Here is a 25,758-nt window from a genome sequence, read left to right on the forward strand (position 1 = left end):
TTTTGGTCGATCCTCCATTCTACTGCATTCGCGTCCCGTGGCGGGGGTCGCACCCCGGCCCACCGCCGCCACTTCGGCAGCGGGCCGGCCCGTGTCCGACCATCCCGGCCGGTGCGGCATTCCGGTTCCCTGCCCAGGGGCAGGGGCAGGGGCCAGGGGCCAGGGGCGCCGGCGGCGATCGCCATGCCGCCCTGGTTCGGCGGAGCGGAGGCGGAATACCTCCCCGGCCGATAGATCCCCGAGTACCCGCCTGCCAGCTTGCCAGCGCCGCGCCGGGGACTAAAACTGCCCGCCACGCCGATTGAAATCCCGCTTCCGGGACCCCTGTGTTGAGGAACGTGCCATGTCCGACCTGCCCAAGTTCGTTGAAATCCATGAGGAAGGCCCGCGCGAAGGCTTCCAGATCGAGCCGGGCCCGATTCCGACCGCCAACAAGATCAAGCTGATCGAGGCGCTGTCCGACACCGGCCTGCACCACATCCAGGCCTGCAGCTTCGTCAACACCCGTCTGGTCCCCGGCTGGGCCGACGCCGAGGCGGTGATCGAGGGTTTCAAGCCGCGGGCAGGCGTCACCTACACGGGCCTGTTCTTCAACGGCAACGGCCTCGACCGCGCACTGGCGTTCCGGGGCAAGCTGACGGTCACCGGCGCGATCTCCCTGACCGCGTCCGAGGGCTTCACCCAGAAGAACCTGCATCGCACCCACCAGGAGAATGTGGAGGCGATGAAGAAGCACTCCGCGTTCCAACTCTCCAAGGGCGTCCCGGTGAACCGCATCGGCGTGATGGCTGCTTTCGGTTGCAACTACCAGGGCGACATCACCCCCGCCGACGTGGTGCGCACGTTGCGTGACGGCATGGCGATCGCCGAGGAAACCGGTGCGAAGATCGAGATCTTCTCGCTGGCCGACACGATGGGCTGGGCGATCCCGCCGCGGATCGAGCGGACGATCGGCGCGGTGCGGGAGAAATGGCCCGACATGCCGATCGCGCTGCACCTGCACGACACGCGCGGCATGGCGGTGGCCAACGCGCATTCGGCGATCAAGCTGGGCATCGCCCAGTTCGACTCGACCGTCGGCGGCCTGGGCGGCTGCCCCTTCGCCGGCCAGCCCAAGGCAGCGGGCAATATCTGCACCGAAGAGCTGGTGCTGCTCTGCGAGGAAATGGGCATCGAGACCGGCGTCGACCTCGACAACCTGATCGAAGTCGGCCGCCTGGCCGAGGAGATCGTCGGTCACCAGCTGCCCAGCGAACTGATCCACGCCGGCAGCCTGGACGCCTTCCGCCGCAAGGCGGCATAGCGACAGCCGGACGCGGCGGCCCTTCCCGGCATGGCCGGGCTCGTCCCGGCCGTCCGCGTCCCGCGAGGGGATGCATCGCGCGATCGTGATTTCATTTGTTCCCTCGCGGGCGCATCCTCGGGTCACGCGACGGCGATCCTGCTCGTCAGGCGGCGACCTCGGCTAATCCGCGCGTGACGAAGGGATATCCTCGCGAACAACGATTCGGGAGGATGCACGATGATCAAGACGCCTCCAGGCTGGAGCCTCGATGTCCTGGGCCGGACCTTCCAGGCGCGCACCGCGGACACCGCATGGACCGAGGCCGCACCGCCCGCGGTGCGACGGATTTCCCTGCACGATATCGGCGATTCCCTGCGGCTGGGTTGGCAGGATTTCCAGGCCGCGCGCTCGGATGTCGTCCTGCTGTGCCTGATCTATCCGATCGCCGGGCTGCTTATGGCCCGTGCCGCTCTGGGTCACGACATGCTGCCGCTGGTGTTCCCCCTCGCGTCCGGCTTCGCGCTCCTCGGCCCCCTGTTCGGCGTCGGCCTGAATGAAATGAGCCGCCGCCGCGAACGCGGGTTGCCGACCGGCTGGGGCAACGCGTTCGACGTGCTGCAATCCCCCTCGTTCGGGGCGATCCTCCTGCTGGGCCTCGTGCTGGCGGGGATGTTCGTGTTCTGGCTGGTGCTGTCGCAACTGGTCTACATGGAGACGCTGGGACCGAAGCCGCCCGTGTCGATCGGCGCCTTCGGGCACGACATCCTGTTGACCTCGGCGGGCTGGGCGATGGCGGCGATCGGGATCGGCGTCGGCTTCCTGATCGCCCTGGTCGCGTTCTGCATCAGCGTCGTGTCGTTCCCGCTGCTGCTGGATCAGCCGGTGACGCTGGAGACCGCGATCCGGACCTCGGTCCGCGCAGTGCGGCGGAATCCGGTGGTGATGATGGCGTGGGGCGCGATCCTGGCGGGCGGGCTGGCGCTGGCGAGCCTGCCGCTGCTGCTGGGGTTGATCGTCGTGCTGCCGGTGTTCGGCCACGCGACCTGGCACCTTTACCGGCGGACGGTGGGACGCTGACGGGAGGGGTCAACCGACCAGCCCGACGGCGCCGGCCGCGGCGGCCACGGCCAGGATCAGCAGTGGGTGCAGCTTGCTCCGCAGGAACAGCCCGGCGGCGATCAGGGTGACCAGGCCCGCCTGCCAATCCACGGTCGTGCTGACGATCAGCAGTGCCGCGCTCGCCATGATCAGCCCGGCGGTGACGGGCTGCAGTCCGGCCTGGATCGCCTTGCGCCAGTCGGCGTCCTTGAAGCGGTACCAGACTCCCGCCACCCCCAGCGTCAGGATCGACGACGGCAGCAGCACCGCGGTCGTCGTCACCAGCGCACCGGCCACGCCGCCGACCCGCCAGCCGACCAGGCTGACCACCATCATGTTCGGACCCGGCGCCGCCTGCGCCAGCGCATACAGCGCCGCGAAATCGTGCGGCGTCATCCAGTGATGCACGTCGACCACCTGGCGCTGCATCTCGGGGATGACGGAATTGGCGCCGCCGAACGCGAGCAGCGACAACTGCCCGAAGACGATGGCCAGGTCGATCAGCAGAAAGCCCGTCATGCGCGGACCCGCCACAGGATCAGCGTCGAGCCGATCGCCAAGACCGGCATGGCCATGACCATTGGCAGCCGCACCACGGCGATGGCGACGAACGTGCAGACCGCGATCCCCACCGCCCAGGGATTGGCCCGCAGCGGCGCAACGATCTTCCATGACATCGCCAACAGGAACCCTGCCGCCGCCGCCGCCAATGCCACGAACGCTCGGCGGACCGGCGGAAAGCCCGCGTATTGGTCGTAGACCGCGCCCAGGCAGATGACGATCGCCACCGGCGCGGCCATCAGCCCGACGATCGCGGCGATCGCGCCCGGTATGCCGCGGAACCGCGAGCCGAGGGCGATGGTGACGTTCATGATGTTGCCGCCCGGCAGAAACTGGCACAGTCCCAGCATCTCGGTGAACTCCGTCGGGGTGAGCCATTTTCGCTGCTCGACGATCATCCGCCGGGCCCAGGGGAGCACGCCGCCGAAGCCGCAGACGCCAACGATGAAAAAGCCAAGGAACAGGTCGAAGACGGACGGGTCGGGTCGGGTTTCCGGGGGGCGCGTTTCGGACATGATGTGATGGTTAGACGGCCGGTGCGGTTTCGACAATCGCGCGTGGACCGAAATGATGAGGGCAGGATGGTGCGGCGCGTCGTTCTTCGCGGTCTCGGGATCTTTCTGGGTTTTTCGGTGCCGGCATTCGCCGCGGCCTGCCATGTCGAGTTGCTGGCGTCGGTGCCGGTCACGCTGGCCGGGCGCACGCCGCTGGTGACGGTGATGGTGGATGGACAGCCGGCCCGGTTCATCCTTGATACCGGGGCGGAGCGCACCGTCGTGTCCGAAGCGGCGGCGGCGCGGCTGGGGCTGCCTCGGGACAAATGGGTGGGGACGACCATGGGCGGGGTCGGCGGCGTGAACAGCCGGCCGAATGCACTGCCTCGGTCGCTGTCGCTGGGCGGCGTCGCGCTGGTACGGAACACGCTCAACCACGACACCAGCCTGGTGGTGACGCCGACATTGCGCGGGGTCCCGCTGACTGTCGCGGACGGGCTGCTGGGGCGGGATTTCCTGTCGGTGTTCGACCTGGACCTGGACACGGTCCACCGGACGTTGGGGTTGGAGACCGTGCATGACTGTGCTGGCCGGTTCCTGCCCTGGCATGGGCCCTACGCGGCGATGCCGGCGACGCTGGCGATGGGCGGCGCGGTGATCCTGCCGGTGGTGTTGGACGGGCGGCCGTTGCGCGCCCTGCTGGACACCGGCGCATCGTCGAGCCTTCTGGCCGCACCGGGCATGTTCCGCATGGGGCTGACGGTCGCCACCGTGGCGGACGATCCGAGCGACGTGGTCAGCGGGGTGGGGCCGAGGTCCGTGGTGATGCGGCGGCACCGGTTCGGCGCGCTGTCCGTCGCGGGGAAGGTCGATGCGCAGCCCGAGATCTGGGTCGCGCCGGTCCACCTGGTCCCGATCGTCGACCTGTTGTTGGGGATGGACTGGCTGGCGGGCCGGGAGGTCTGGATTTCGTACGCGACGCGGCAGGTGTTCGTGCGTTGACCTCTGTCATGACCGGCACAAGGCCGGTCATGACAAGCAGGCGTTACCCCCGCACCTCGGCATACGCGTCATCCAGCGCCGCGCGGATGCGGCTGACTGCGGCATCGATCTCCGCCTCCGTAATGATCAGCGGCGGGGAGAACGCGATGCGGTCGCCGACGAAGCGTGTAATCAGCCCATGCTCACGGGCGTGCTTGTCGACCTTTGCGCCAAGTCCGATGGCTGGATCGAAGGATTTCCGTGTTGCCTTGTCGGCGACCAGCTCGATGCCGGTCAGCAGTCCGACGCCGCGGACGTCACCCACCAGCGGATGTTCGAGGAGGCTGCCGAGCTGCTTTTGCATATACGGGCCGACGGTCCGAATGTGGCCGATGATGTCGGTCTCTTCGTAGATACGTAAGGTTTCCATCGCAACGGCTGTCGTCACCGGATGGCCGGCATAGGTGAAGCCATGGGCGAAGTTCCCCAGCTTGCGCGATTCGTCCAGCATGGCGTCGAACAGGCGCTGGTTGACCATCAGCGCCGAGATCGGCTGCATCCCCGCCGACAGCGCCTTGGCGCAGGAGATCATGTCGGGTTGCAGGTCATAGGTCTGGCAGCCCCACATGTTTCCCGTCCGACCGAACCCGCAGATGACCTCGTCGGCGATGAACAGCATGTCGTATTTGCGCACGACTGCCTGCATCTTCTCCCAATACGTGCGCGGCGGGGTCAGGCCGCCGCCGGCGCCCATGACGGGTTCGGCGATGAAGGCGGCGCAGGTCTCGGGGCCTTCGCGCAGGATCAACTGTTCCAGCGCGTCGGCAAGGCGCGTCGCGAACTGCTCCTCCGACTCGCCGTCGGTGTGGTGACGGTAGTAGTGCGGATATTCGGTATGCAGGAAGCCGGGGATGGGCAGGCCGAAATCGGCATGCATGTCGGCCTTGCCCGACGCGCTGATGGAGGCCGTGGTGCTGCCGTGATAGCCCATCTTCCGGCCGATGATCTTGCGCTTCTCCGGCTTGCCGATGGCATGATGGTAATACCAGACCAATTTCAGTGCCGTATCGTTCGCTTCCGATCCCGAGCACTGAAACAGCACTTTCGACATCGGGACGGGTGCGATCGACAGCAGTTTCTCGGCCAGGTCGACCCCCGGTTCCAGCGTGGTGCCGCGGTACAGGTGGTAGTATCCGAGTTTCCGCATCTGCTCGTAAGCCACCTTCGCCAGCCGTTCGGAGGCATAGCCCAGCGAGGCGCACCACAGGCCGGCGGCGGTATCCAGGTATTCCTTGCCGTTATCGTCGGTCACGTAGCAGCCTTGGCCGCCCTCGATGACCAGCGGCCCCTGCTCGATATGCTTGGCCAGGTTGGTCTGCGGGTGGACGATCGTCGCGATGTCGCGGGCCTGGATGGAGTTGGGGGCCAGATAGGTCATGCTGCGTCCTTCGCCGGGTTCATCCGCCCATGTAACCCCCAAAATCCGGCGGGGTCGAGAGCGAACTCCCATGATAACGTTCCGCTTCGGGAAGGCCCCTGGTAGACTGGCGGGATACTGCCTTGGGGGAGAGAGGCATGTCCCAAACCGGCTGTCCGATCTGTGCGATCATGCCGCCGTCGCTGCTGTACAAGCTGATGGAGATCGGGGACGAACACCAGCGGCGGCGGGCGCTGGCGGTGCTGGCGTCGCTGCGCCGCGTCCAGGCCGTGCGGTCCAGCCTGTCGTCCACCCTGAACGTCGCGGCGGCCCCCACAGCCGCCGCCCCGGTCAAGAAGCGCCGGGTGTTCGATTGCCAGATCAGCACCGATCTGAGCGCGCAACTGCTGATGCAGGAAGGCGCCCCCGAATGCACCGATGCCGCGGCGCAGGAAGCCTATGACTTCGCGGGCGTCACCTGGGACTTCTACAACACGGTCATGAACCGCAATTCCGTCGACGGGCGAGGCATGACCATCGTGTCGTCGGTTCATTACTCGGAGAACGGCGAAGGCTACGACAACGCGCTGTGGAACGGGCAGCAGATGGTCTACGGCGATGGCGGGGACCTGCTGGGCCGCACCACCCGATGCCTGGATGTCGTGGCGCATGAATTGACGCATGGCGTGACGCAGAATTCCGCCGGCCTGCCGTATGAGGGCCAGGCGGGCGCGCTGAACGAGCATTTCTCCGACGTGCTGGGTGTCGTCATCCGGCAATGGCATGAGAAGCAGGCGGACCCCACGGCGGCGAACTGGCTGGTCGGCGAAGGGCTGTTGCTGGCGGGCGGCGCCTTGCGGTCGCTGAAGGCGCCGGGGACGGCAAATCCGGCGGATACGCAGCCGGCGCACATGAAAGACTACCACCAGCTCCCGAATGATTTCATGCATGACTATGGCGGGGTTCACACCAACTCCGGCATCCCGAACCATGCTTTTTTCCTGGCGGCGACCCGGCTGGGCAAGCCGTCCTGGGAAGAGGCGGCGAAGATCTGGTACGTGACGCTGACCCAGCGGCTGCAAGGCGACGTGGATTTCGTGAAATGCGCCAATGAAACGATCTCGGTTGCGCGCGACTTCTTCTCCACCGCGACCCGCGACGTGGTCCGCCAGGCCTGGGCGGATGTCGGGGTGCAGGCGACGACGCTGGCTTGATGCATTTAAATTCTCGTCCCGAACCTCCATTTACCGGCAATCCCAGCAGGAGGTACGCCGATGCCGTTGACGATCAGACGCTACGGCGGGCTGATGGCCCGAACGCCCAAGACCCGGACGGTGCCGCTCCAGGACCTGGATGCCTTGACGCAGAGCGCGCTGGAGACCTTCCTCGCGAAACGGCAGGAACCGCCTGTCCATACGCCCGACGGCTTCGTCTATACGTTCGAACTGGATGAGGGGGCGCATCCCGGCCGCTCCGTCGCCGTCGCCGGCCACGCCGTGCCCGATCCGCTGCGCAAGCTGCTGCCCTGACCCTTACCAGGCTGCGTCGAGCAGCATGCGAACCGTCGCCGGCCCTTCGATCTTGCGCGGGTTGGTATGCACCCAGCGGTCATGCATCGAGTTGACCGCGATCTCGTCCAACTGGTCCGGCTTGACCCCCACGTCGCGCAGCGTACCCGGCAGCCCCAGGCCCGCGATCAGCGCCGCCACGGCGTCCGCCGCCGACCCGTCCGGCTTCCCCAGCGCCTCCGCCACCCATCTCTGCCGTTCGGCGTTCACCGGTTCGTTGAACCGCAGCACGTGCGGGAGCATCACGCAGGACGTATAGCCATGCGGCACATGGGCGGTGCCGCCCAGCACATGGCCGATGCCGTGGCTGGCGCCCTTGGTGACGCCGTTCTGCGACCCCATGATCGACATCCAGGCACCCAACTGGCAGTTCAGCCGCGCATCCAGGTCGGCGGGGTCGTTCTTCACCGCCGGCAGGCCGGAAGACAGAAGCCGCAACGCCTGCAGCGACATCCCGTCCGAGAACGGGGTCGGGTTGATCGAACAGAGATCCTCCACCGCGTGGTCCACCGCGCGGATGCCGGTCGACAGGAACAGCCATTCCGGCGTGTGGACGGCGACGGCCGGGTCGAGGATCACCGTCTGCGGCATCATCAGCGGATGCGCATAGGATTCCTTGATGTTGCGCACCGTGTCGGTGCAGCCGGCCATCGCGGTGAACTCGCCGGCCGACAGCGTCGTCGGCACGTCGACGGAGCGGACGGTCGGCGCCTTGGTCGGCGGGCGGCGCGTCTTGCCCTCGGGGGTGATGACGGCTTTCAGCGTGTCGAGCTGTTCGGGTTCGCTGATGTCGTTGCCCAGGCAGATTCCCACCATCTTGGCGGCGTCGGTGACCGACCCGCCGCCGACCGTCAGGACCAGGTCCGCCTTCGCCGCCCGCGCCTCGTTCGCCGCCTTGACCACGTCGATCCGCGGCGTGTGGGAGGCGATCTTGTCGCACAGCCCGGCCATCCGGTTGCCCAGCACGTCGCGGACGGACTGGACCACGTCCGTCGTCCGGTTCAGCGTGCCGCTGGCCATGACATAGACCGCCTTGGCGTCGAGGCGGGCGATCTCCTCGGCCAGCGCCTCGGCGAGCGGGATGCCGTAGATCACGCGTTCCATCGGCGGATAACGGTGGATGCCTCGGGTCATCGTCGCCTCCCTGCTTGTCGCCGCAGGATGGCCGAGGCCAGCCGGTCAGGGAAGGGGCGCCTCGGGCTCGTAGGGCGTGCCGTCCTTGTGCACGAACCGGCCATCGGCCGCCGCGCTCATCATGTCGATGTCGGAGCAGGTGGTCAGATCTTCGGGGGAGCGTGAGCCTACCTCCAGATAGACCGCCGGCGCGGCCGACCGGTTGATCATATGGTGGCCGTTGCCGGAGCCTTTGGGAAAGGCGGCGCAGTCGCCGGCGCGCAGCACCGTCTCCCCGCCGTCCTCGACCAATGTCAGCTCGCCTTCCAGCACGAAGACGAATTCATCCTCGTGGGAATGCCAATGCCGCTGGCTCGACCAGTTGCCCGGAGGCAGGTGCATGAGGTTGACCCCGAAATCGGCCAACCCGCCGGCGTTTCCCAGCCGCTGGCGGATGCGGTCGGCGCAGGGTGCGTTGAATTGCGGCGGGTATCCGGTCCCCCGGATCTTCGGTACGGCCGCGATCTCGATCTTCGGCATGACACTCCCTCGGCGGCGGGGGTGGCTATCGAATTCCTTTGCCAAGCGCCCCGATGGGGCGCAGACTGCCGCGAGTCGTCAACAACTGAAAGGAGGTGATCCTGTGTCTCATTGTTCGGTGGCCTCATTTGCCATGACCTGGATCGCCGGCGCCAAACCGTCGGCCTGAAACACCGGCCGGCAAAAACGGTCACAACAATGTGAAAACCCCAGGTTTTGCCTGGGGTTTTCTGCTTTTCGGCGGGTATCCGCTAGCCTTCCTGGTCGCGCAGCCTGGCGATGCCGGTCTGCAGGAAGACGGCGTAGCCGTAGACGGTCTCATCCGGCTGGTTCCAGCAGACATAGCCCCGGCAGTCATGCGGCCGCGCTTCGTAGACCGAGCACATGTGGTTTTCATCGAGGAACTGGCAGGTCTTGTAGCCTTCCTTGATGCGCTTCTCGCCCTTGCGGGTGATCTCCTTGATGTGCCGCCGTTCGAATTCCGGCACGGTGATCTTCAGGTGCTTGGCGAGGCGGCGGATGTCGTCGCGGCTGACGCGCACATAGCCGGCCATGCGGCAGCAGAGGGCGGGGCATTTCAGGCAGTCGAGGCGTTCGTGCGAAACCATTCCGGTATGTTTGGCGGGTGCCGGCGCGTCGAGCAACAGGAGGCTATTCGACGCCGACGACGTCCCCCAGCATTTCCCCGATCGGTTGGCGGATAACCAGGTCCGCGACACTGTCGAGCCCGGTTTCCTGCATGTTCAGGATCACCAGCGCCGCGCCGTTGCGTTTCGCCAGTTCCGGGAATCCGGCCGCGGGATAGACCACCAGCGAGGAGCCGATGGCGATGAACAGGTCGGCCAGCAGGGTCTCCCGCTCCGCGCGGCGCATCGCCTCCACCGGCATTGCCTGGCCAAAGGAGACGGTCGCGGTCTTGACCCAGCCGCCGCAGGCGCAATGGGGGACGATCTTATCGGTCTCGAAATCGACGCGCAGCGCCTCGATCTCGTAGCGGGAGCCGCACTCCAGGCAGGTGGCGTAGGTGGTGTTGCCGTGCAGCTCGATCACCTTGTCGTCGGGGATGCCCGAGTCCTGGTGCAGGCCGTCTATGTTCTGCGTGATGACGGCGGGGCACTTGCCGCTGCGCACCAGTTCGGCGACCGCGCGGTGGCCCCGGTTGGGCGCGGCGCGACGCAGGGTTTCCTCCATCTCGAACCGGCGCCGCCAGGTTTCCCGCCGGGCGGCGTCGGAGCGCAGGAAGTCCGAGAAATCGATCGGCCGCTGCCTGGTCCATGTGCCGCCAGGGCCGCGGAAATCGGGGATGCCGGATTCGGTGCTGATCCCGGCGCCTGTGAAGATCGCGACGCGTTCGGCCGCCTCGATCATCCGGGCGAGCTGGGTCTGTTCGAAGTCCATCGGTGCGTCCGGTGCTTTGGCGCCCTTCTGGCGGCGTTGAGGGAACGGTCGAAGGAATCTCGCGAGCCACCACATAACCCTTCGCCCCGCAACGTCGCAATGCCCCCGTGATGATGCCCCCTATCGTCCGCTCTCCATTGCTCCTAGCGCGGTTGCGGGGGGATGGGACGCCATGGCAATGTCACGTCATGATGGACCCAGCCCTGTTCCTCACTTTTGTCCTGGCCGTGACGTTGCTGATGCTGACGCCGGGCCCGAATGTCGCGCTGATCATCGCGAACAGCGTGGCCTATGGCCCTCGTTACGGTTTCCTGACCATTGCCGGCACGACGTCGGCGATGGCGGTGCAGCTCTGCCTCACGGGCCTCGGGATGACGGCGCTGCTGGGCGAAATGGGCGTCTGGTTCGAGTGGCTGCGCTGGGTCGGCGTGGCGTATCTCTTTTACCTGGGCATCCGGCAGTGGCGCGCCCCTGCCGTCGACCTTTCGACCGCGCGGGCGCGGCCGGCGCCGGCGCGGTCGATCTATCTGCGCGCGCTGTTCGTGTCGCTCACCAATCCCAAGACGCTGTTCTTCTATGCCGTCTTCTTCCCGCAATTCATCGTCGCCAACGGCCATATCGGGTTCCAGGTCATGATGCTGTCGGTGACCTTCGTGACGCTGGCGGTGGTCGTCGATGGCGGCTGGGTCATGCTGGCGGACCGGGCGCGGGGCATCTTGGGCCGTTCCGGGCGCGTGAGGAACCGGATCTCGGGCGGTTTCCTGATGGGGGCCGGGGCGATCCTGGCATTTGCCGGACGCAAGTAATGACGAACGCCCCGACGATCGCCGTCGACGTCGCGATCATGGGCGCGGGCCCGGTCGGAGGCGCGCTGGCCTGCCGGCTGGCCACCGCGGGCTTGCGGGTCGCCGTCATCGACCGCGCGCCGCTGCCGCCGATGGAGCATCCGGCTTATGACGGCCGTGCCTATGCGATCAGCGCGGCGATGCGGCCGCTGCTGGACCAGGCGGGGGTCTGGGACAAGCTGCCCGACCCGACCTGCCCGATCCTGGATATCCGCGTCAGCGACGGGCGCGTGGGCCGCCGGGCGTCACGGCTGTTCCTGCATTTCGACCACACCGAGGCCGGCGACACCCCGTTCGGCTGGATGGTCGAGGCTCGGTCGCTCCGCCGCGCGCTGAACGCGCATCTGCACGCGCTGCCGGACCTGCATGTCTTCGCCCCCGTCTCCACCGAGGTCGTCCGCTCCGACGACGCGGCTGAAATCCGGATCGACGGCGGCCCGGTCCTGCGCTGCCAGTTGGTCATCGGTGCCGAAGGCCGCCAGTCGTCGCTGCGCCAGTCCGCCGGCATCGGCGTGGCGCGGATTCCGTATGGCCAGACCGGCATGGTCTGCGCCATCAGCCACGAATTGCCGCATAACGGCGTGGCGCTGGAGCATTTCCTGCCCGGCGGCCCGTTCGCCGTGCTGCCGATGCCCGCCAGTCCCGATGCCATCCCCGGCGGCGCGCCGCATGTCTCGGCGGTGGTCTGGACGGAGCGCACCAAGGTCGCCGAAACGATTCTGCGGCTGGACGATGCGCGGTTCGCGACCGAGATCCGGCGGCGGATAGGGGATTACCTCGGCACGGTGCGGCCGATCGGCCGGCGCTGGAGCTATCCGCTCTCGGCCATGCTGGTGCAGCGCTATACCGATACGCGCCTGGCGCTGGCGGGGGACGCGGCGCATGGCATCCATCCGATCGCGGGCCAGGGGCTCAACCTGGGGTTCCGCGACGCGACGGCGCTGGCCGGATTGCTGATCGAGGCGCACGAGGCCGGCGAGGACCTGGGCGCCCCCGCGTTGCTGGCGCGCTACCAGCGGGCGCGGCGAGGCGACAACCTGACGATGCTGGCGGCCACGGATGCGCTGGACCGGCTGTTCAGCTCGGACCGGCCGGCGGTGCGACTGGCGCGGGACCTGGGGATCGCGGCGGTGCACCGGACGCCGGCGCTGAAGCGGTTCTTCATGCGCAGCGCGATGGGGCTGCACGCGGCAGGGGCCGAATAGCACGACGGGGCGCGGTGACGATCCTCTCCGGCGTGGTGTCCTGATCTTCCGCATCTTCCGGACCGCACTACATTCCCGTCAACACAATCAGCGGGAGATCCCCGATGCCCGATCGACGCCAGCTCCACCTCGGCGCTTTCATGCGGCCCGTCAGTATCCACACGGCGTGGTGGCGCTATCCGGGGTCCGTCCCCGACGCCAACTTCAATTTCAAGCAGATCGCCCGCCTGGCGCAGAAACTCGAAGCCGGGAAGTTCGACGCCTTCTTCATGGCCGACCACCTGGCGCTGCTGAACATGCCGATGAACGCGCTGATGCGCAGCGCCACCACCACCTCCTTCGACCCGCTGACGCTGCTGCCGGCGCTGGCGGCCGTCACCGAACGGCTGGGGCTGATCGCCACCGCCTCCACCACGTTCAACGACCCGTACCACGTCGCCCGCAAGTTCGCCTCGCTCGACCACATCTCCAACGGCCGGTCTGGCTGGAACCTCGTGACCACCTCCAACCCCGACGCGGCGCTGAATTTCGGCCTGGACGAGCATATGGAGCACGGCGAGCGCTATGAGCGCGGGCGGGAGTTCTACGACGTCGTCACCGGCCTGTGGGACTCCTGGGCCGACGACGCCTTCATCCGCGACGTCGAGAACAACGTCTATTTCGATCCGGCCCGCATGCACGTCCTCGACCACAAGGGCGAGCATTTCCGCGTCCGCGGCCCGTTGAACGTCGCCCGCCCGATCCAGGGCTGGCCGGTCATCGTGCAGGCCGGTGCATCGGATGCCGGACGCCAGGTGGCGGCCGAGATCGCCGAGATGGTGTTCGCCGCCGGCGGCCCGATCGAGGCCGCGCGCGCCTATTACGCCGACATCAAGGCCCGCGCCCAGGCGGCCGGCCGGAACCCCGACCACGTCAAGATCCTGCCCGGCGCCCTGGTCGTCGTCGGCGATACGGTGGAAGAGGCGCGGAAGAAGCGTGCCTTGCTGGACAGCCTCGTCCATCCCGACAGCGGCATCGGCTCCCTGTCGATCGCGCTGGGCGTGGATGCGTCGAAATTCGACCTCGACGGTCCGCTGCCGGAGGACATCCCCGAGACCAACCAGTCCAAATCCGGCCGCCAGCGCATCATCGACCGGGCGAAGCGGGAAAACCTGACCGTCCGCCAGCTTGCGCAGATCGCCGGCGGCTATGGCGGCAACGCCTTCACCGGCACGCCGCAATCCATCGCCGACGAGATGGAGGAATGGCTGGAAACCCGAGCGGCGGATGGTTTCAACGTGATGTTCCCGTATGTGCCGGGGGGATTGGACGAGTTCGTCGACCGCGTGGTGCCGGAGCTGCAGCGCCGGGGCTTGTTCAGGACGGAATATGAGGGCACGACTTTGCGCGACCATCTGGATCTGCCTCGCCCCAGGAACCGCTTTTTCCCGGAAGACTGAACGCCGATGTCCGCCACGCAACGCGCCACCCCCTTGGCTGGCCTGAAAGTCCTGGAATTCAGTCACACGGTGATGGGACCGACGGCGGGGTTGATCCTGGCGGAGCTGGGCGCGGACGTGATCAAGGTGGAACCCGCGCCCAAGGGCGACCATACCCGCGGCCTGGGTGGGTTCGCGGCCGGCTTCTTCGCCGCGTTCAGCCGCAACAAGCGCAGCCTGTGCGTCGACCTGAAGAAGCCCGAGGGCCAGGCCATCATCCACCGCCTGGCCCCCTCCGTCGACGTGGTGCTGGAGAATTACGGACCCGGCACCATCGAACGCCTGGGCTGCGGGTGGGAGCAGCTCGCGCCGCTGAACGACCGCCTGATCTTCCTGGCGCTGAAGGGCTACCTCGCCGGCCCATACGAGCATCGGCCGGCGCTGGACGAGGTCGTGCAGTTCCAGACCGGCCTGGCGTTCATGACCGGCCCGATCGGCCGGCCGCTGCGCGCGGGCGCCTCGGTCATCGACATCATGGGGGCTGTCTTCGGCGTCATCGCCGTGCAGGCGGCGCTGCGCGAGCGGGACATCACCGGCAAGGGCCAGCGGGTCGGCAGCGCCTTGTTCGAGAGTGCCGCGTTCCTGATGAGCACCCACATGGCCGGCATGGCCGCCACGGGCCTGGAAGCCCGCCCGATGCCGGCCCGCCGCGGCGCCTGGGCGATCTATGAGGTGTTCAAGACCGCCGGCGACGGACAAGGGAACCCGGGGCAGTTGTTCATCGGCGTCACCTCCGACCAGCAATGGAGCCGCTTCGTCGAGGAGTTCAGCCTGCAGGCGCTCGCCGCCGATCCGCGCCTGGCCACCAACATCCAGCGCCTGGCAGAGCGGGAATGGCTGATCCCGGCGTTGCAGGCGGTGATCGAGGCGATCCCGCAGAAAGAGGTGGAGGCGCGCTGCGAGCGGGCCAACGTGTCCTGGGCGCCGGTCGGGCAACCGGGGGACCTGTTCACCGACCCGCACCTGCTGGCGACCGGCGGGCTTTTGGACGTCTTCATCTCCCGCACCGGCGGGTCGGAGGGCAAGAAGGTCGGTCTTCCGGCCCTGCCCATCGAGTTCGGGCCGGACCGGGACCGACCGGGCGTGCGTTTCCAGTCCCCCAAGATGGGCGAACATTCGCGTCAGGTGCTGGAGGAAGCCGGATATGGGCCGGCGGAAATCGACGGGCTTCTGGCGAACGGCGTGGTCGTCGGATAGCCCCGCGCGGCGGGGTCGGACCGGCAGCTTGCGCATACCCTTCCCGACTCTTGACGATCTGCGGTAAAATCCATGGTTAGGACAACCGGGGATGCGACCGCTCCCTCCGCTGGAGTGGAGCGAGGCCGAAACCGACTCATCCTTGCGGTGGCGAACCAGAAGGGTGGTGTCGGGAAAACGACGACCGCGATCAACCTTGCCGCCGCGCTCGCGGTGTCGGGGTTTTCGGTGCTGCTGATCGACATCGACCCCCAGGGCAATGCCTCCACCGGCCTGGGCGTTCCGCGTACCGAACGCTTCGCCGGCACGTACAAGCTGCTGCTCCGCGGCACGCTCGACCGTATGGCGGTGCGGCGGACGCCGGTGGAGAAGCTATCCATCATCGCGTCCGATCGCGATCTCGCCGGCGCCGAGATCGAGCTGGTGAACGAGGACGCGCGGGAGTTCCGGCTGCGTCGCGCGCTGGAGAGGCTCCCGGACCTGCGGCGTTATGAGGTCGTGCTGATCGACTGTCCGCCCGGCCTGCAACTGCTGACCTTGAATGCGCTGGTGGCGGCGGATGGCGTCATCGTGCCCCTGCAGTGCGAATTCTACGCACTTGAAGGCATCAGCGGGTTGATGCACACGATCGAGGCGGTCAGGCGCAAGTTCAATCCCAAGCTGCGGCTGTCGGGGATCCTGCTGACGATGTTCGACCGGCGCAACAGCCTGTCCGGACTTGTCGAAAAGGATGCACGTGACCACTTCGGCGATTGGGTGTTCGACACCGTGATCCCACGCAACGTCAGGGTGTCCGAAGCGCCGAGCCACGGGCTCCCCGTCTTGCAGTATGATGCGCGGTCACCGGGCGCGATGGCCTATACGGCCCTTGCCGCCGAGATCGCCACGAAAGAGAAAATGTCACTTCCGGAACAGGTTCGTGTCGATGGCTAGCAAGAATTCTCCACCCCGATTAGGCCGTGGCCTCGCCGCCCTGCTGGGTGACGCGGCAGGGCATTCGGACGAGGATCGCCGGAGCACCGTCGCCAACGTTCCGATCGATCAGATCGACACCAATCCGTTCCAGCCGCGGATGGATTTCGATCCGCAGGAGCTGGAGAGCCTGACGGATTCGATCAAGGTGCAGGGCGTGCTGCAGCCGATCCTGGTGCGCCGGCATCCGACCGAACCGGACCGCTATCAGATCATCGCCGGCGAACGGCGGTTCCGGGCCGCCGGCCTGGCCGGGCTGACCGAAATCCCGACCTTGCTGCGTGACATGGACGACAGCGACGCGGCCGTCGTCGCCCTGGTCGAGAACCTGCAGCGCCAGGACCTGAACCCGCTGGAAGAGGCCGAGGGCTATCAGCGCCTGCTGGACGATTTCGGCCTGACGCAGGAAGCGCTGGGTCACGCCGTCAGCAAGTCGCGCAGCCATATCGGCAACACGATCCGCCTGCTGCGCCTGCCGGACGTGATCAAGCGGGAACTTCGGGTCGGCACGCTGACCTCGGGCCACGCCCGCGCCTTGCTGAATGCGCCGGATCCGGTCGCCCTGGCGGAACAGATCACCAAGCGCGGCATGTCGGTGCGCCAGACGGAAACGCTGGTCGCCAAGGCGGTCGCCGCGCGCGGTGCGGCACGGGCGGTGAAGCCGGAACGGTTGGATCTGAAAGAGCTTGAGAACCGCGCGACGGAGCAGGTCGGCAGCCGCGTCAGCGTCAGCATCAACCGCACCGGCGGCGGCGAAATCAGTATCCAGTTCCGCGATGCCCGGCAGCTTGAGGAACTGATCGACCGCCTGTCGGCGCGGCGTTCTCCGATCGAGGCCGCGGAGACGGCTGAGTAGGGCCTGACCGGCCCCTTTGGGGCCGGGTGCCACGCGCGGGATGTTGTTCGGTCTCAGGCCGGCGACAGGACGTGGATCACGCGACTGGCGATCATGTCCTTGGTCTTGGCGCCATAGGCCTGCATGTGCGGCGATGCCGCATGCGCTTTCAGATGGTCCAGCGACGCCCATTTCTCGATCACCACGAAGGTGTCGTCGCCGTATTTGGTCTGGAACGGACCCACCCCCTCGGCGTCGGTCGCCGGACCGTATTCGATGCATCCGTCCTCGGCGTGCACGGCCGGCATGTTGGCGTGGAAGGCTTCCAGGATCTTGCCGCGCTGGCCTGGCTTGGCGGTGATGACGGCAACGACGTGTATCATGATGCACTGCTCCTTGGTTGGATCGCTCCGCCTGTCATGATGCGTCAGGGACGGCGGGGCGCGAAGAGGTCGCATGGACGAAATCCGTCCGCTTGTGTCTTATCCGGGCCGGCGCCCGAACCTCGGCGGCGTCAGCGGAAGGATCGCGTCACACATGTCCCATACATTCATTCTCGCACCGTTCGTTTTCGCGTTCCTGTGTTTCATCCTGCGATTTTATGCCCGCGAGAATGCCGCTTCGATGGCCAATCCCAGCTTCCTGCTGGCGGCGGCGACGGTGATCATAGCCGTTGCCTTCCTGTCCCTGGGCGTGCTCAGCCTGCTGCCGCCATATTCCAGCATCGTGGTCGGCGTCATCGGCCTGGGGCTGGCGATCGTGGGCGGGGTGCGCATGTTCCTGATCTGAGCGCACCCCGTTCCGGATCAGCTATTCGGGCCACGCTCCATCGACACTGGCTGCCAGCGCCGCAGGTCCGACTTCATCAGCACCGCGGGGTTGACGCAGCTCATCGGCCATTTGCCGTTGAGCACCAGCGACAATTCACGCCCGACATGTCGTTTCCTGGCCGGATCAAACCGAGCGGAGGCGGAGGCCGTGTGGGCGGAGAGGATGACGTTGTCCATCTTCAGCAGCGGGTTGTTGTCGCCTGGCGGTTCGGTCTCCAGCACATCGAGACCGGCGTAAGCGATCCACTTCTCCTCCAGCGCCTTGATCAGCCCGACTTCCTGCACGGTCGGGCCACGGCCGGTATTGATGAAGATCGCGGTCTTCTTCATCAGCTTGAAGTGCTTCTCCATCAGCATGCCCTCGGCCTCCGGCGTCGCGGGCGCGTGCATCGAGACGAAATCGGACTGCGATAGGACTTCCTCCAGCGTCGCCGGCAAGACGCCGTGCTCGACCATCGTGAGTTCCTCGATGAACGGATCGTATGCGATGATACGAAGGCCGAACGGCTTGGCACGCTTGGCGACGGCGCGGGCGACATGGCCGAACGCGATCAGGCCCAGGGTCTGGCCCATCATCCGGGGAATCTGCAGCAGCGCGGGGCGGCCTTCGCGCCAGCGGCCTTCACGCACCATCTTGTCCTGCTCGATGACGCGGCGGAAACAGGACAGCAGCAGCGTCATCGCGTGGTCGGCGACTTCCTCGATGAACGTGTCGGGGCAGTTGGTCACCGGCAGGCCGCGCGCCGTGGCCGCCACCACATCCACGCTGTCCACCCCGACGCTTCCCAGCACGATCGCTCGGCATTTCGCCGGCAAGCCCTCGACGACCTTCCTTGTGAAGCGCATGCCCTTGGCATAGACGGCGTCGGCGTCCTTGGCGAAGGCAATGAAGCCATCCTCGTCGGCTGGGCCTTCGACGATGGCAGCGTCCATCCCCGCCAGCGCTTCCATTTCGTAATCGTATCCGCCGCCGGCGGTGGTGAAGCTGGCCCCGGCTGGGGTCGCGATCTTGAATTTGGCCACGCCATATCCTCCTTGGTCACAGTTTCGGCGGCCGTGCCCTGACGGCCTTCTCGTTGACGTCCATGCCCCATCCCGGCGCCAGGGACAGGACGTATTCGCCGTTCTCGATCGTCGGGACGGATGTGTAGAATTCATCCCGCCACGGGGCGCTGTCGATATCGATCTCCATCACCCGGAAGTTCGGCACGATGGCCGCGAAGGTGGCTGATATCGCGCTGCACAGATGGCCGTAGAAATTGTGCGGGGCGCAGTTGATTTCATAGACATCGCACATCGCTGCGATCTTGGCCGATTCCAGCAAGCCGTTCCAGATGACGTCGACGATGGCGACGTCGGTCGCGTAGAGATCCAGGTAGGGCTTGAACTCCCGCCGGCCGTGCAGCGTCTCGCAGGACGCGATGGGGCAGGGCGCCATGCGCTTGATCTCGGCCAGGGCGGGCGGGTCGTGCGTATCGATCTCCAGCCAGGTCAGGTTGATCGGCGCGACCGCGTCGGCGATCCGCTTGTAGCCTTCGGTCTTGAAGTTGAAGTTCGTATCGAGATGAATCCCCATCTCCGGCCCGACAGCCTCGCGGATGATCGACAACTGTTCGGTCACGCCCCGCGTCAGCCGGTTGTCCCAGTTCAACTCCGGCCATCCCGCCGTGCGGCCGAAGCCCGGGACATAGGATGACAGCTTCCCGTCCGCGAACGGCAGGATATTCGTCTTCAGCGCCTTGAAGCCCCGGTCCCGCACCTCCCGCGCGTGCTTGGCGAGGTCGTCGTAGTTGCGCAGGTCCGGCACGCCCATCAGGGCGGCGCTACGGACACGGTAGGTGGCGAAATGCGACCAGTAGACCGGGATCCGTTCGCGGATCGGGCCGCCGAACAGGGCGGCGACCGGGACGCCGTAGGCTTTGCCGGCAATATCGAGCAATGCGTTCTCGATCGCCGCGATCGCCTGCTGGTTCAAGCCCCCGCGCGACTGCCGGGTCAGGACATGCAGATGCTGGGTCACCTGCTCGAACCGGCGGGGGTCCTTGCCGACCAGGATCGGCGACAGGCCCTGGATGACGTCGGCGAGGCCGACGCTGCCGAAACTTTCGTTGAACTCCGACCAGCCGACGATCCCGTCGTCGGTCATCACCTTCAGGAAGGAGAACATCCGCCAGCCCGCGTCGGCACGGAGGGTTTCGACAGCGGTGATCTTCATCGTTTCCTCCTTGGCCCTTCGTGTCCGCTTTCCGCGCTATGGCGAGGACGGGTCGCTGCGTTGCGCGGGAGCCAAGCACGGCCGAGGAGTCGCCGCAAGGCCGTCCGGATCAGCCGGTTTCCCGCAGAATCTCGGTTTTGAGCGGCAACACCTCTCCCATCCAGGTCGCGTGCAAGGTGTGATCATCGCGCGGGCGGCCCGATTCCGGATGCAGCAGGACGGTCAGGCCCATCCGGTTCATCATGATGAACGGCGCGACCTCGGGGAACAGCGAGGCGGGAAACGCCAACTGATACATCGCGGTCGGATGTGGCCCGACCGGGACATCGTGCCAGCGGCCCAGCCGCACATCGGGCCACCGGGCCGCGATCCAGTCGCGCAGGCGGGCGGCGGTTTCGCGCGTTTCGGGATCGTAGTAAATATGTGCGTGATAGTCGACGATCCGAGCGGGATCGATAGGATCGGCTTGCATCATCCGGCCTCCTGCAACAGGCGCTTCACGTCGCGCTTGGTTACCTTGCCGTAGCCCGATTTCGGCAATTCGTTCCAGAACACGAAGCGTGTCGGCCATTTGTATTTCGCCAGCCGTCCGTCCAGATGCGCCAACAGATCGGCATCCGTGACGGACGCGCCGTCTTCCAGCACCAGCACGCCGACCCCGGTTTCCCCCCATTTCTCATGCGGAACGCCGACGACGCAGGCTTCCCGGATCGAAGGGTGCAGAAGCAAGGCTTCCTCGATCTCCCGCGGATAGACGTTGGAGCCGCCGGAGATGTACATGTCCGACGCCCTGCCGGTGATGAACAGGAAGCCTTCCTCGTCCAGGTGGCCCAGGTCGCCGGTATGGAACCAGCCGTGGGCAAAGGCCTTGGCGTTGGCCTCGGGGTTGTCGTGGTAGCCGGCGAAGACGCCGGGTCCCCGCACGCAGATTTCGCCGGTGGCGCCGGGGGGCAGCGGTTCGCCGGCATCGTTCAGGATGGCGATCTGCATGCCCGTGCGGGGAATGCCGCAGCTTCCGACCTTGGTTTCGCTGTCAACGAGACTGTGCAGGTGCGGCGGCAGCACGGTGATGTTGCCGGTGACCTCGCCCAGGCCGAAATACTGCACCAGCACCTTGCCCAGCTTGGTCAGCGCGTGCACCTGGTCGGCGCGGTACATCGGCGCACCGGCATAGATCACATAGCGCAGGGAGCTGTGATCGTAACGATCGACCGCGTCATGCTTCGTCAGCATGGTCAGGATCGTCGGCACGGTGAACATGTTGGTGACGCGGTATTGCTCGACCAGAGCCCAGGCCTCCTCGCAATCCAGCCGCTCGCCGGACAGCAGGATGGTGGGTGCGCCGCGGGCGATCTGCGGCAGGGCGTGAATGCCGGCGCCATGCGACAGGGGGGCCACGACCAGCGATGCGTCATCCTCGGTCGTGCCGGGCATCAGGTCGCAGAGATGGTTGCAGACGACATATTCCATCTGGCCATGCGTCAGCACACCCGCTTTCGGCCGTCCCGTGGTGCCCGAGGTGTAGAAGAACCACGCCGGATGGTCGCGGTCGACGTCCACCGGGATGTGGATCGGGTCGGGGTGGTCGCACATCGCTTCCCAGTCGCCGGTCAGGCTGATCTCCAGCCGGCAGGCGGGGTTTGCGGCTTTGGCGGCGGCGGCGTGTTCGGGGAAGGCCGGATCGAAGATATGCACCGCGGCGCCGGAGGATTGCGCCAGGTACGCGACCTCGGGCGGCGACAGGCGGAAATTGGTCGGCACCCAGACGGCGCCGATCATCCAGGACGCGAACATCGTCTCCAGCACCGTGTTCGCGTTGCGGGCATGCAGCAGGACGCGGTCGCCCGGTTGCACGCCCTCGGCCAGCAGTGCCCCGGCGGCGGCCTGGACCCGGCCGCGGAAATCGGCCCAGGTCCAGACGCGCTCACGCCAGACGATCGCCGGACGGTCGGGAAAGCGGCGGGCGGCCTGCAGCAGAAGATGCGCCAGGTTGCTGGTGGGGATCATGCGCGAGGCCTCCACGCCGCCGACATGTCAGGAAAGAGGGATGCTTACCGCAGCGGCTCCAGGATCGACACGTAGTTGGCGACCGCCGCGCCGCCCATGTTGAACACGCCGCCCAGGTCGGCTTTCGGCAATTGCATCCCTTCCGGCGCGGTACCGGTCAACTGCATCGCGGCGATCGCGTGCATCGACACCCCGGTCGCGCCGATCGGATGACCTTTGGCCTTCAGCCCGCCGGACGGGTTGACCGGCAGCTTGCCGTCCTTCTTGGTCCAGCCTTCCAGGACCGCCTTCGCTCCCTGGCCCGGCGCGGTCAGGCCCATTGCCTCGTATTCGATGAGTTCGGCGATGGTGAAGCAGTCATGGCTTTCGACGAAGGACAGGTCCAGCAGGTCGTTGCCCGCCTTCGACAGCGCCTGCTTCCAGGCCAGTGCCGCGCCCTCGAAGCCGGTGATGTCGCGCTTGCTGATCGGCAGGAAGTCGTTGACCTGGACCGCGGCCTTGAAGCGCACGGCCTTGCCCATGCTGCGCGCCGTTTCCTCGTCCGCCATGATCAGCGCCACCGCGCCGTCCGAGACCAGCGAGCAGTCGGTCCGCTTCAGCGGTGGGGCGACATAGGGGTTCTTCTCGCTGACGGTGCGACAGAAATCGAAGCCCAGGTCCTTGCGCATCTGGGCATAGGGGTTGTCGACGCCGTTCTTGTGGTTCTTGGCGGCGATCGCCGCCAGGGCATCGGACTGGTCGCCGTAGCGCTGGAAGTACTTCTCCGCGATGCGACCGAACACGCCGGCGAAACCGGCGGGGATGTCGGCTTCCTCCTTCTTGTAGCTGGCTTTCAGCAGGATATCGCCGACCTCCTTGCCGGGGGTCGCGGTCATCTTCTCGACGCCGACCACCAGGGCGAAGCGGCCGCGGCCGGACAGCAGGAAATCGCGTGCGCCATGCACGGCGGCGGAGCCGGAGGCGCAGGCGTTCTCATACCGCGTGATCGGCCTGAACCGCAGCTCCGGCACGTGCTGCAGGATCAGCGACGCGGGGAAGTCCTGGTCGGAAAACCCGTTGTTGAACAGGGAGATGAAGCTTGCCTCGATGTCGTGCGGTTCGATCCCGGCATCGGCGATGGCGGCGCCGGCGACGCGACCGATCAGGGACTCGATATCGGGGTCTTCCAGCTTGCCGAATGGCGAATGCGCCCAGCCAACGATGCAGGCTTCGGTCATGTGCTCCTCCTGGGTCTCTCCCAGGAGGATAGCCGATTACCGCGACCCTGGGGAGGGGACACGGCAATCAGCAGGCGGAGCTGAACCCCAGCTTCACGACCGCGCTGTTCTGGCGGGTGATACGGGCCTTGCAATTGCAAACAGCCCCCGACGCCTCCGTTTCCCCATTCGCTCGGACATCCTTGGCGGAGAGCTTTGACCACGCGATCCGACAGCCCTTGTCGCCGGTGGCGTCGGTTTCGGTGGCTCGCAGCGCCTTGACCGCCTCGGGGAGCAGGAGCGGCTTCGTCCCGGGCGGCAGAGTGGCGTCCTGGCGGCTGTATTCGATCGTCGGATTGACCGACCAGGTGAGCTGCGCGCCGCCCTTGAAGCTGATGGTCAGGTCCTGGTTATCGCCCTGTTTGGCTTCGTGGCAGTCGCTGGGCGTGCCATAGCGGGCGACCAGCAGCCGGTAGAGCGGCGAGGCCATGGCGGTCGGGGCGATGTCCGAGCCGGGACAAAGCTCCCTGGCGGCTGCGGGCATGGTCCACAGGGCCGCCAGCAGGCAGGCGATCAGAATTGAACGTGCCACCGGACCAGCCCGCCTTCCTTCTCGAGGAACTTCCCGACGCCGGGAAGCTTTCGGATGTAATCTTTGATCTCCTTGGCGTTCTTGCTGACGGGCTGGACGTCGAACGCGTCGCCGGTCAGGTGCTTGGAGATCTGCCCGGCGGCCGGGCCCAGGTCCTTCAGCGTCTTGGACAATCCCGCCTCGATATCGCCGGCCTTGGTCGCTTCCGGGTGGTCGTCGACCCATTTCTGGCAGGCCTGGCTGGCCTTTGACTTGGTATAGGTCTGCTCGATCCATTTCCGGTTCTTGACCACGTTCTGGCTCATGGCGCGCGCCTGGTCCTTCAGGCCGCGCCGGCCGCTGGTGAACTGGATGTCCGGGAATTTCTTGAGAAGCTCCTCCGCCGCCTTCTTGGCTTTCGGCGACAGGTCCAGTGATCCGATGTTCTGCGTCGGCATGCTCCGCACCATTCCACCCAACGTGGCGGGACACATAGAGCAGAACGATGCGCTTCAGCAAGCGTTTCCGGCGTGGCGCTTGGCTGCCGGATGCGTTGGCGCTGTTGTGCGCCGTGGCCGCGTGTCGGGGCGGTTGATGGTAAGCAATTTTACACAGATGGGCTCGGAATAACGCAGATTCCGAACGGATTAGATTGGCGTGCCGCTCGTACTTTTGTCTTAGCCTCGAGGTAGTGCAAGGGTAACGCCGCAGAATCCGTGTTCATCTGCGTTCATCGGAGCCCATCTGTGTCAAAAACTTGCTCCCAACCAGGAAATCCTCCGATCAGGAGACCCTGATCCCGGCTCTGAAACGAACGACGCGTCCAAGCGACGTGCCCGGACGGGAGGCGCATCGCAGCGCCCCCTGCCCATAACATACCAAACAATACTACTTGACAACGACCTGCCCGTGCATCTGCGGATGCAGCCCGCAGATATAGGTGAACGTCCCGGCCTTGTCGAACCGGTAAGAGAACGACCCGTCCGTATCCAGCGCCTTCGACCGTACGCCCGCCCCCGTCAGCACGATGCTGTGCGGGATGTCGTCGCGGTTCGTCCAGGTCACCTCCGTCCCTTTCGCGACCGTCAGCTTGGCCGGTGAGAAGGTGAAATTGTCGATCTTGATCGCCGGCGCGTCCTCGGACCAGGACGCAGCCGTCGCCAGCAGCCCGCACGCCAGCGCGGCGGGCATCACGAAACGCAGCATATGAAGTTCTCCTTCAGCCCATCAGCGGGGTATCGACGATCGCCAGCGGCGTCGTGTTGCGCACGAAGCTGACGCGGGTGGTGCCCAGATAGGTCTTCAGCGCCCCGGGCGGTACCGCCATCGGTCCGGGGCCTTTCGCGATCCCCGGCGTCCCCTGCGGAAATGCGGTCGAGCGGGCGGTGTGGAACGCCACGTGGCCTTCCACCTTCTGCATCACCTGGTGGATATGCCCGTTCAGCACGGTCACCGATCCGAAGCGCTTCAGGTAGCTCAGCGCCTGCGCCCCGTCCTTGGTGCCCCAGCCCCAGTCCGCGGCCACGATCCACAGCGGCACATGCGCGAAGATGACGATCGGCGTGCTGGACGGCAGGCCCTTCACGTCCCGCTCCAGCCACTCCAACTGCGCGCGGCCAAGATCGCCGAGGCCGTTGCCTTGCAGGTTCACCACGTTCACCAGGCCGACGAAGTGGACGCCATGCGCGTCGAAGCTGTACCAGCCGTCGCCTTTCGTCCCCTTCCCGTAATGGTTGAGGTAGCTCTTGCCGTTATCCTCCAGCACGTCATGCTCGCCCGGCACGGTGTAGACCTGTAGTTTCGTTGCCGACAGAAGCTGTGCGGCGGTGTCGAACTGCTCCGGTCTCGACAGGTGCGTGATGTCGCCGGTGTGAATCATGAAGGCCGGCGCTTGGCCGCTGCCGGTGGCCTGGCCGAGTGCCTCCTGGAACGTCGCGGTGACGTTGGTGTTG

The 25,758-nt window shown here is 66.5% G+C and carries 29 protein-coding genes; 12 read left to right on the top strand and 17 right to left on the bottom strand.

Annotated features, from left to right (window positions below; all coding sequences use genetic code 11):
* Nucleotides 1-343: 343 nt before the first annotated feature.
* Together VHB27_RS22200 and VHB27_RS22205 are read left to right on the top strand one after the other, a co-directional pair.
* Nucleotides 344-1,303, top strand: coding sequence for a hydroxymethylglutaryl-CoA lyase (locus VHB27_RS22200; RefSeq protein WP_325604695.1), 960 nt, complete (start codon nucleotides 344-346; stop codon nucleotides 1,301-1,303).
* A 219-nt stretch (nucleotides 1,304-1,522) separates the two neighbouring features.
* Nucleotides 1,523-2,362, top strand: coding sequence for a DUF2189 domain-containing protein (locus VHB27_RS22205; RefSeq protein ID WP_325604697.1), 840 nt, complete (start codon nucleotides 1,523-1,525; stop codon nucleotides 2,360-2,362).
* A gap of 9 nt (nucleotides 2,363-2,371) precedes the next feature.
* On the opposite strand, the gene VHB27_RS22210 is transcribed toward VHB27_RS22205, so the two are convergent.
* A complete protein-coding gene (locus VHB27_RS22210; RefSeq protein ID WP_325604699.1) occupies nucleotides 2,372-2,902 on the bottom strand; it encodes a chromate transporter in 531 nt (176 codons plus the stop codon).
* Nucleotides 2,899-3,459, bottom strand: a complete 561-nt coding sequence (locus VHB27_RS22215; RefSeq protein ID WP_325604700.1) for a chromate transporter — start codon at nucleotides 3,457-3,459, stop codon at nucleotides 2,899-2,901. Before VHB27_RS22215 ends, VHB27_RS22210 begins: the two co-directional genes overlap by 4 nt.
* Nucleotides 3,460-3,525: 66 nt before the next feature.
* Here VHB27_RS22215 and VHB27_RS22220 point away from each other — a divergent pair, with 66 nt between their 5' ends.
* Nucleotides 3,526-4,440: a retroviral-like aspartic protease family protein gene (locus tag VHB27_RS22220; protein ID WP_325604702.1), complete on the top strand. Its 915-nt coding sequence runs from the start codon at nucleotides 3,526-3,528 to the stop codon at nucleotides 4,438-4,440.
* A gap of 43 nt (nucleotides 4,441-4,483) precedes the next feature.
* Here VHB27_RS22220 and VHB27_RS22225 read toward each other — a convergent pair whose 3' ends face one another.
* A complete protein-coding gene (locus tag VHB27_RS22225) occupies nucleotides 4,484-5,857 on the bottom strand; it encodes an aminotransferase (protein WP_325604704.1) in 1,374 nt (457 codons plus the stop codon).
* Nucleotides 5,858-5,994: 137 nt separating this feature from the next.
* Here VHB27_RS22225 and VHB27_RS22230 point away from each other — a divergent pair, with 137 nt between their 5' ends.
* Complete coding sequence (locus VHB27_RS22230; protein ID WP_325604707.1) at nucleotides 5,995-7,050, top strand: M4 family metallopeptidase; 1,056 nt, start codon at nucleotides 5,995-5,997, stop codon at nucleotides 7,048-7,050.
* Nucleotides 7,051-7,110: 60 nt separating this feature from the next.
* Nucleotides 7,111-7,365, top strand: coding sequence for a protealysin inhibitor emfourin (locus VHB27_RS22235; protein ID WP_325604709.1), 255 nt, complete (start codon nucleotides 7,111-7,113; stop codon nucleotides 7,363-7,365).
* A 3-nt stretch (nucleotides 7,366-7,368) separates the two neighbouring features.
* Here VHB27_RS22235 and VHB27_RS22240 read toward each other — a convergent pair whose 3' ends face one another.
* The 4 genes from VHB27_RS22240 to VHB27_RS22255 all read right to left on the bottom strand — a co-directional run bounded on the left by VHB27_RS22240 (nucleotide 7,369) and on the right by VHB27_RS22255 (nucleotide 10,455).
* On the bottom strand, nucleotides 7,369-8,538 hold the full coding sequence (locus tag VHB27_RS22240; RefSeq protein ID WP_325604711.1) for an iron-containing alcohol dehydrogenase: 1,170 nt from the start codon (nucleotides 8,536-8,538) through the stop codon (nucleotides 7,369-7,371).
* Between the two features lie 45 nt (nucleotides 8,539-8,583).
* Nucleotides 8,584-9,057: a cupin domain-containing protein gene (locus VHB27_RS22245; protein WP_325604713.1), complete on the bottom strand. Its 474-nt coding sequence runs from the start codon at nucleotides 9,055-9,057 to the stop codon at nucleotides 8,584-8,586.
* Nucleotides 9,058-9,308: 251 nt separating this feature from the next.
* Nucleotides 9,309-9,665, bottom strand: coding sequence for a YkgJ family cysteine cluster protein (locus tag VHB27_RS22250; protein ID WP_325604714.1), 357 nt, complete (start codon nucleotides 9,663-9,665; stop codon nucleotides 9,309-9,311).
* Between the two features lie 43 nt (nucleotides 9,666-9,708).
* Nucleotides 9,709-10,455 (bottom strand): SIR2 family NAD-dependent protein deacylase, encoded by a 747-nt coding sequence (locus VHB27_RS22255; protein ID WP_325604715.1) that lies wholly within the window; start codon nucleotides 10,453-10,455, stop codon nucleotides 9,709-9,711.
* 188 nt (nucleotides 10,456-10,643) lie between these two features.
* Here VHB27_RS22255 and VHB27_RS22260 point away from each other — a divergent pair, with 188 nt between their 5' ends.
* The 6 genes from VHB27_RS22260 to VHB27_RS22285 all read left to right on the top strand — a co-directional run bounded on the left by VHB27_RS22260 (nucleotide 10,644) and on the right by VHB27_RS22285 (nucleotide 17,008).
* On the top strand, nucleotides 10,644-11,261 hold the full coding sequence (locus VHB27_RS22260) for a LysE family translocator (protein WP_325604717.1): 618 nt from the start codon (nucleotides 10,644-10,646) through the stop codon (nucleotides 11,259-11,261).
* Entirely contained in the window at nucleotides 11,261-12,505 is a 1,245-nt protein-coding gene (locus VHB27_RS22265) for a UbiH/UbiF/VisC/COQ6 family ubiquinone biosynthesis hydroxylase (RefSeq protein WP_325604718.1), read from the top strand. Before VHB27_RS22260 ends, VHB27_RS22265 begins: the two co-directional genes overlap by 1 nt.
* Nucleotides 12,506-12,609: 104 nt before the next feature.
* On the top strand, nucleotides 12,610-13,944 hold the full coding sequence (locus VHB27_RS22270; protein WP_325604720.1) for an LLM class flavin-dependent oxidoreductase: 1,335 nt from the start codon (nucleotides 12,610-12,612) through the stop codon (nucleotides 13,942-13,944).
* 6 nt (nucleotides 13,945-13,950) lie between these two features.
* Nucleotides 13,951-15,180 carry a CaiB/BaiF CoA transferase family protein gene (locus VHB27_RS22275; RefSeq protein ID WP_325604722.1) on the top strand — a complete coding sequence of 410 codons (1,230 nt, stop codon included), beginning with the start codon at nucleotides 13,951-13,953 and terminating at the stop codon, nucleotides 15,178-15,180.
* A gap of 147 nt (nucleotides 15,181-15,327) precedes the next feature.
* A complete protein-coding gene (locus VHB27_RS22280) occupies nucleotides 15,328-16,113 on the top strand; it encodes a ParA family protein (protein WP_325604723.1) in 786 nt (261 codons plus the stop codon).
* Nucleotides 16,106-17,008: a ParB/RepB/Spo0J family partition protein gene (locus VHB27_RS22285; protein WP_325604725.1), complete on the top strand. Its 903-nt coding sequence runs from the start codon at nucleotides 16,106-16,108 to the stop codon at nucleotides 17,006-17,008. Before VHB27_RS22280 ends, VHB27_RS22285 begins: the two co-directional genes overlap by 8 nt.
* A gap of 53 nt (nucleotides 17,009-17,061) precedes the next feature.
* Here the strand turns inward: VHB27_RS22285 and VHB27_RS22290 are convergent, their stop codons facing one another.
* The gene (locus tag VHB27_RS22290) at nucleotides 17,062-17,370 is read right to left on the bottom strand and encodes a putative quinol monooxygenase (protein ID WP_325604727.1); all 309 of its coding nucleotides are present in this window, start codon (nucleotides 17,368-17,370) and stop codon (nucleotides 17,062-17,064) included.
* 154 nt (nucleotides 17,371-17,524) lie between these two features.
* Between VHB27_RS22290 and VHB27_RS22295 the strand changes: the two genes are divergently transcribed.
* Complete coding sequence (locus VHB27_RS22295) at nucleotides 17,525-17,776, top strand: hypothetical protein (RefSeq protein ID WP_325604729.1); 252 nt, start codon at nucleotides 17,525-17,527, stop codon at nucleotides 17,774-17,776.
* Between the two features lie 17 nt (nucleotides 17,777-17,793).
* On the opposite strand, the gene VHB27_RS22300 is transcribed toward VHB27_RS22295, so the two are convergent.
* From VHB27_RS22300 to VHB27_RS22340, 9 genes are all read right to left on the bottom strand, one after another.
* The gene (locus VHB27_RS22300) at nucleotides 17,794-18,840 is read right to left on the bottom strand and encodes a C-terminal binding protein (RefSeq protein ID WP_325604732.1); all 1,047 of its coding nucleotides are present in this window, start codon (nucleotides 18,838-18,840) and stop codon (nucleotides 17,794-17,796) included.
* 16 nt (nucleotides 18,841-18,856) lie between these two features.
* A complete protein-coding gene (locus VHB27_RS22305) occupies nucleotides 18,857-20,032 on the bottom strand; it encodes a mandelate racemase/muconate lactonizing enzyme family protein (RefSeq protein WP_325604733.1) in 1,176 nt (391 codons plus the stop codon).
* Nucleotides 20,033-20,141: 109 nt separating this feature from the next.
* Nucleotides 20,142-20,504, bottom strand: coding sequence for a DOPA 4,5-dioxygenase family protein (locus VHB27_RS22310; protein WP_325604735.1), 363 nt, complete (start codon nucleotides 20,502-20,504; stop codon nucleotides 20,142-20,144).
* On the bottom strand, nucleotides 20,504-22,039 hold the full coding sequence (locus VHB27_RS22315; RefSeq protein ID WP_325604737.1) for an acyl-CoA synthetase: 1,536 nt from the start codon (nucleotides 22,037-22,039) through the stop codon (nucleotides 20,504-20,506). The genes VHB27_RS22310 and VHB27_RS22315 overlap by 1 nt, the downstream gene beginning before the upstream one ends.
* A gap of 44 nt (nucleotides 22,040-22,083) precedes the next feature.
* Nucleotides 22,084-23,256 (bottom strand): acetyl-CoA acetyltransferase, encoded by a 1,173-nt coding sequence (locus VHB27_RS22320; protein ID WP_325604739.1) that lies wholly within the window; start codon nucleotides 23,254-23,256, stop codon nucleotides 22,084-22,086.
* Between the two features lie 67 nt (nucleotides 23,257-23,323).
* A complete protein-coding gene (locus VHB27_RS22325; RefSeq protein WP_325604741.1) occupies nucleotides 23,324-23,827 on the bottom strand; it encodes a hypothetical protein in 504 nt (167 codons plus the stop codon).
* A complete protein-coding gene (locus VHB27_RS22330; RefSeq protein WP_325604743.1) occupies nucleotides 23,809-24,264 on the bottom strand; it encodes a hypothetical protein in 456 nt (151 codons plus the stop codon). The genes VHB27_RS22325 and VHB27_RS22330 overlap by 19 nt, the downstream gene beginning before the upstream one ends.
* A 430-nt stretch (nucleotides 24,265-24,694) precedes the next feature.
* Nucleotides 24,695-25,012 carry a cupredoxin domain-containing protein gene (locus VHB27_RS22335; protein WP_325604745.1) on the bottom strand — a complete coding sequence of 106 codons (318 nt, stop codon included), beginning with the start codon at nucleotides 25,010-25,012 and terminating at the stop codon, nucleotides 24,695-24,697.
* 13 nt (nucleotides 25,013-25,025) lie between these two features.
* Nucleotides 25,026-25,758: metallophosphoesterase family protein (locus tag VHB27_RS22340; RefSeq protein ID WP_325604747.1), on the bottom strand; the 733-nt coding region annotated here is incomplete at its 5' end.

It is taken from the genome of Rhodopila sp. (assembly GCF_035548235.1).
In the GTDB taxonomy this organism is placed as follows: domain Bacteria; phylum Pseudomonadota; class Alphaproteobacteria; order Acetobacterales; family Acetobacteraceae; genus Rhodopila.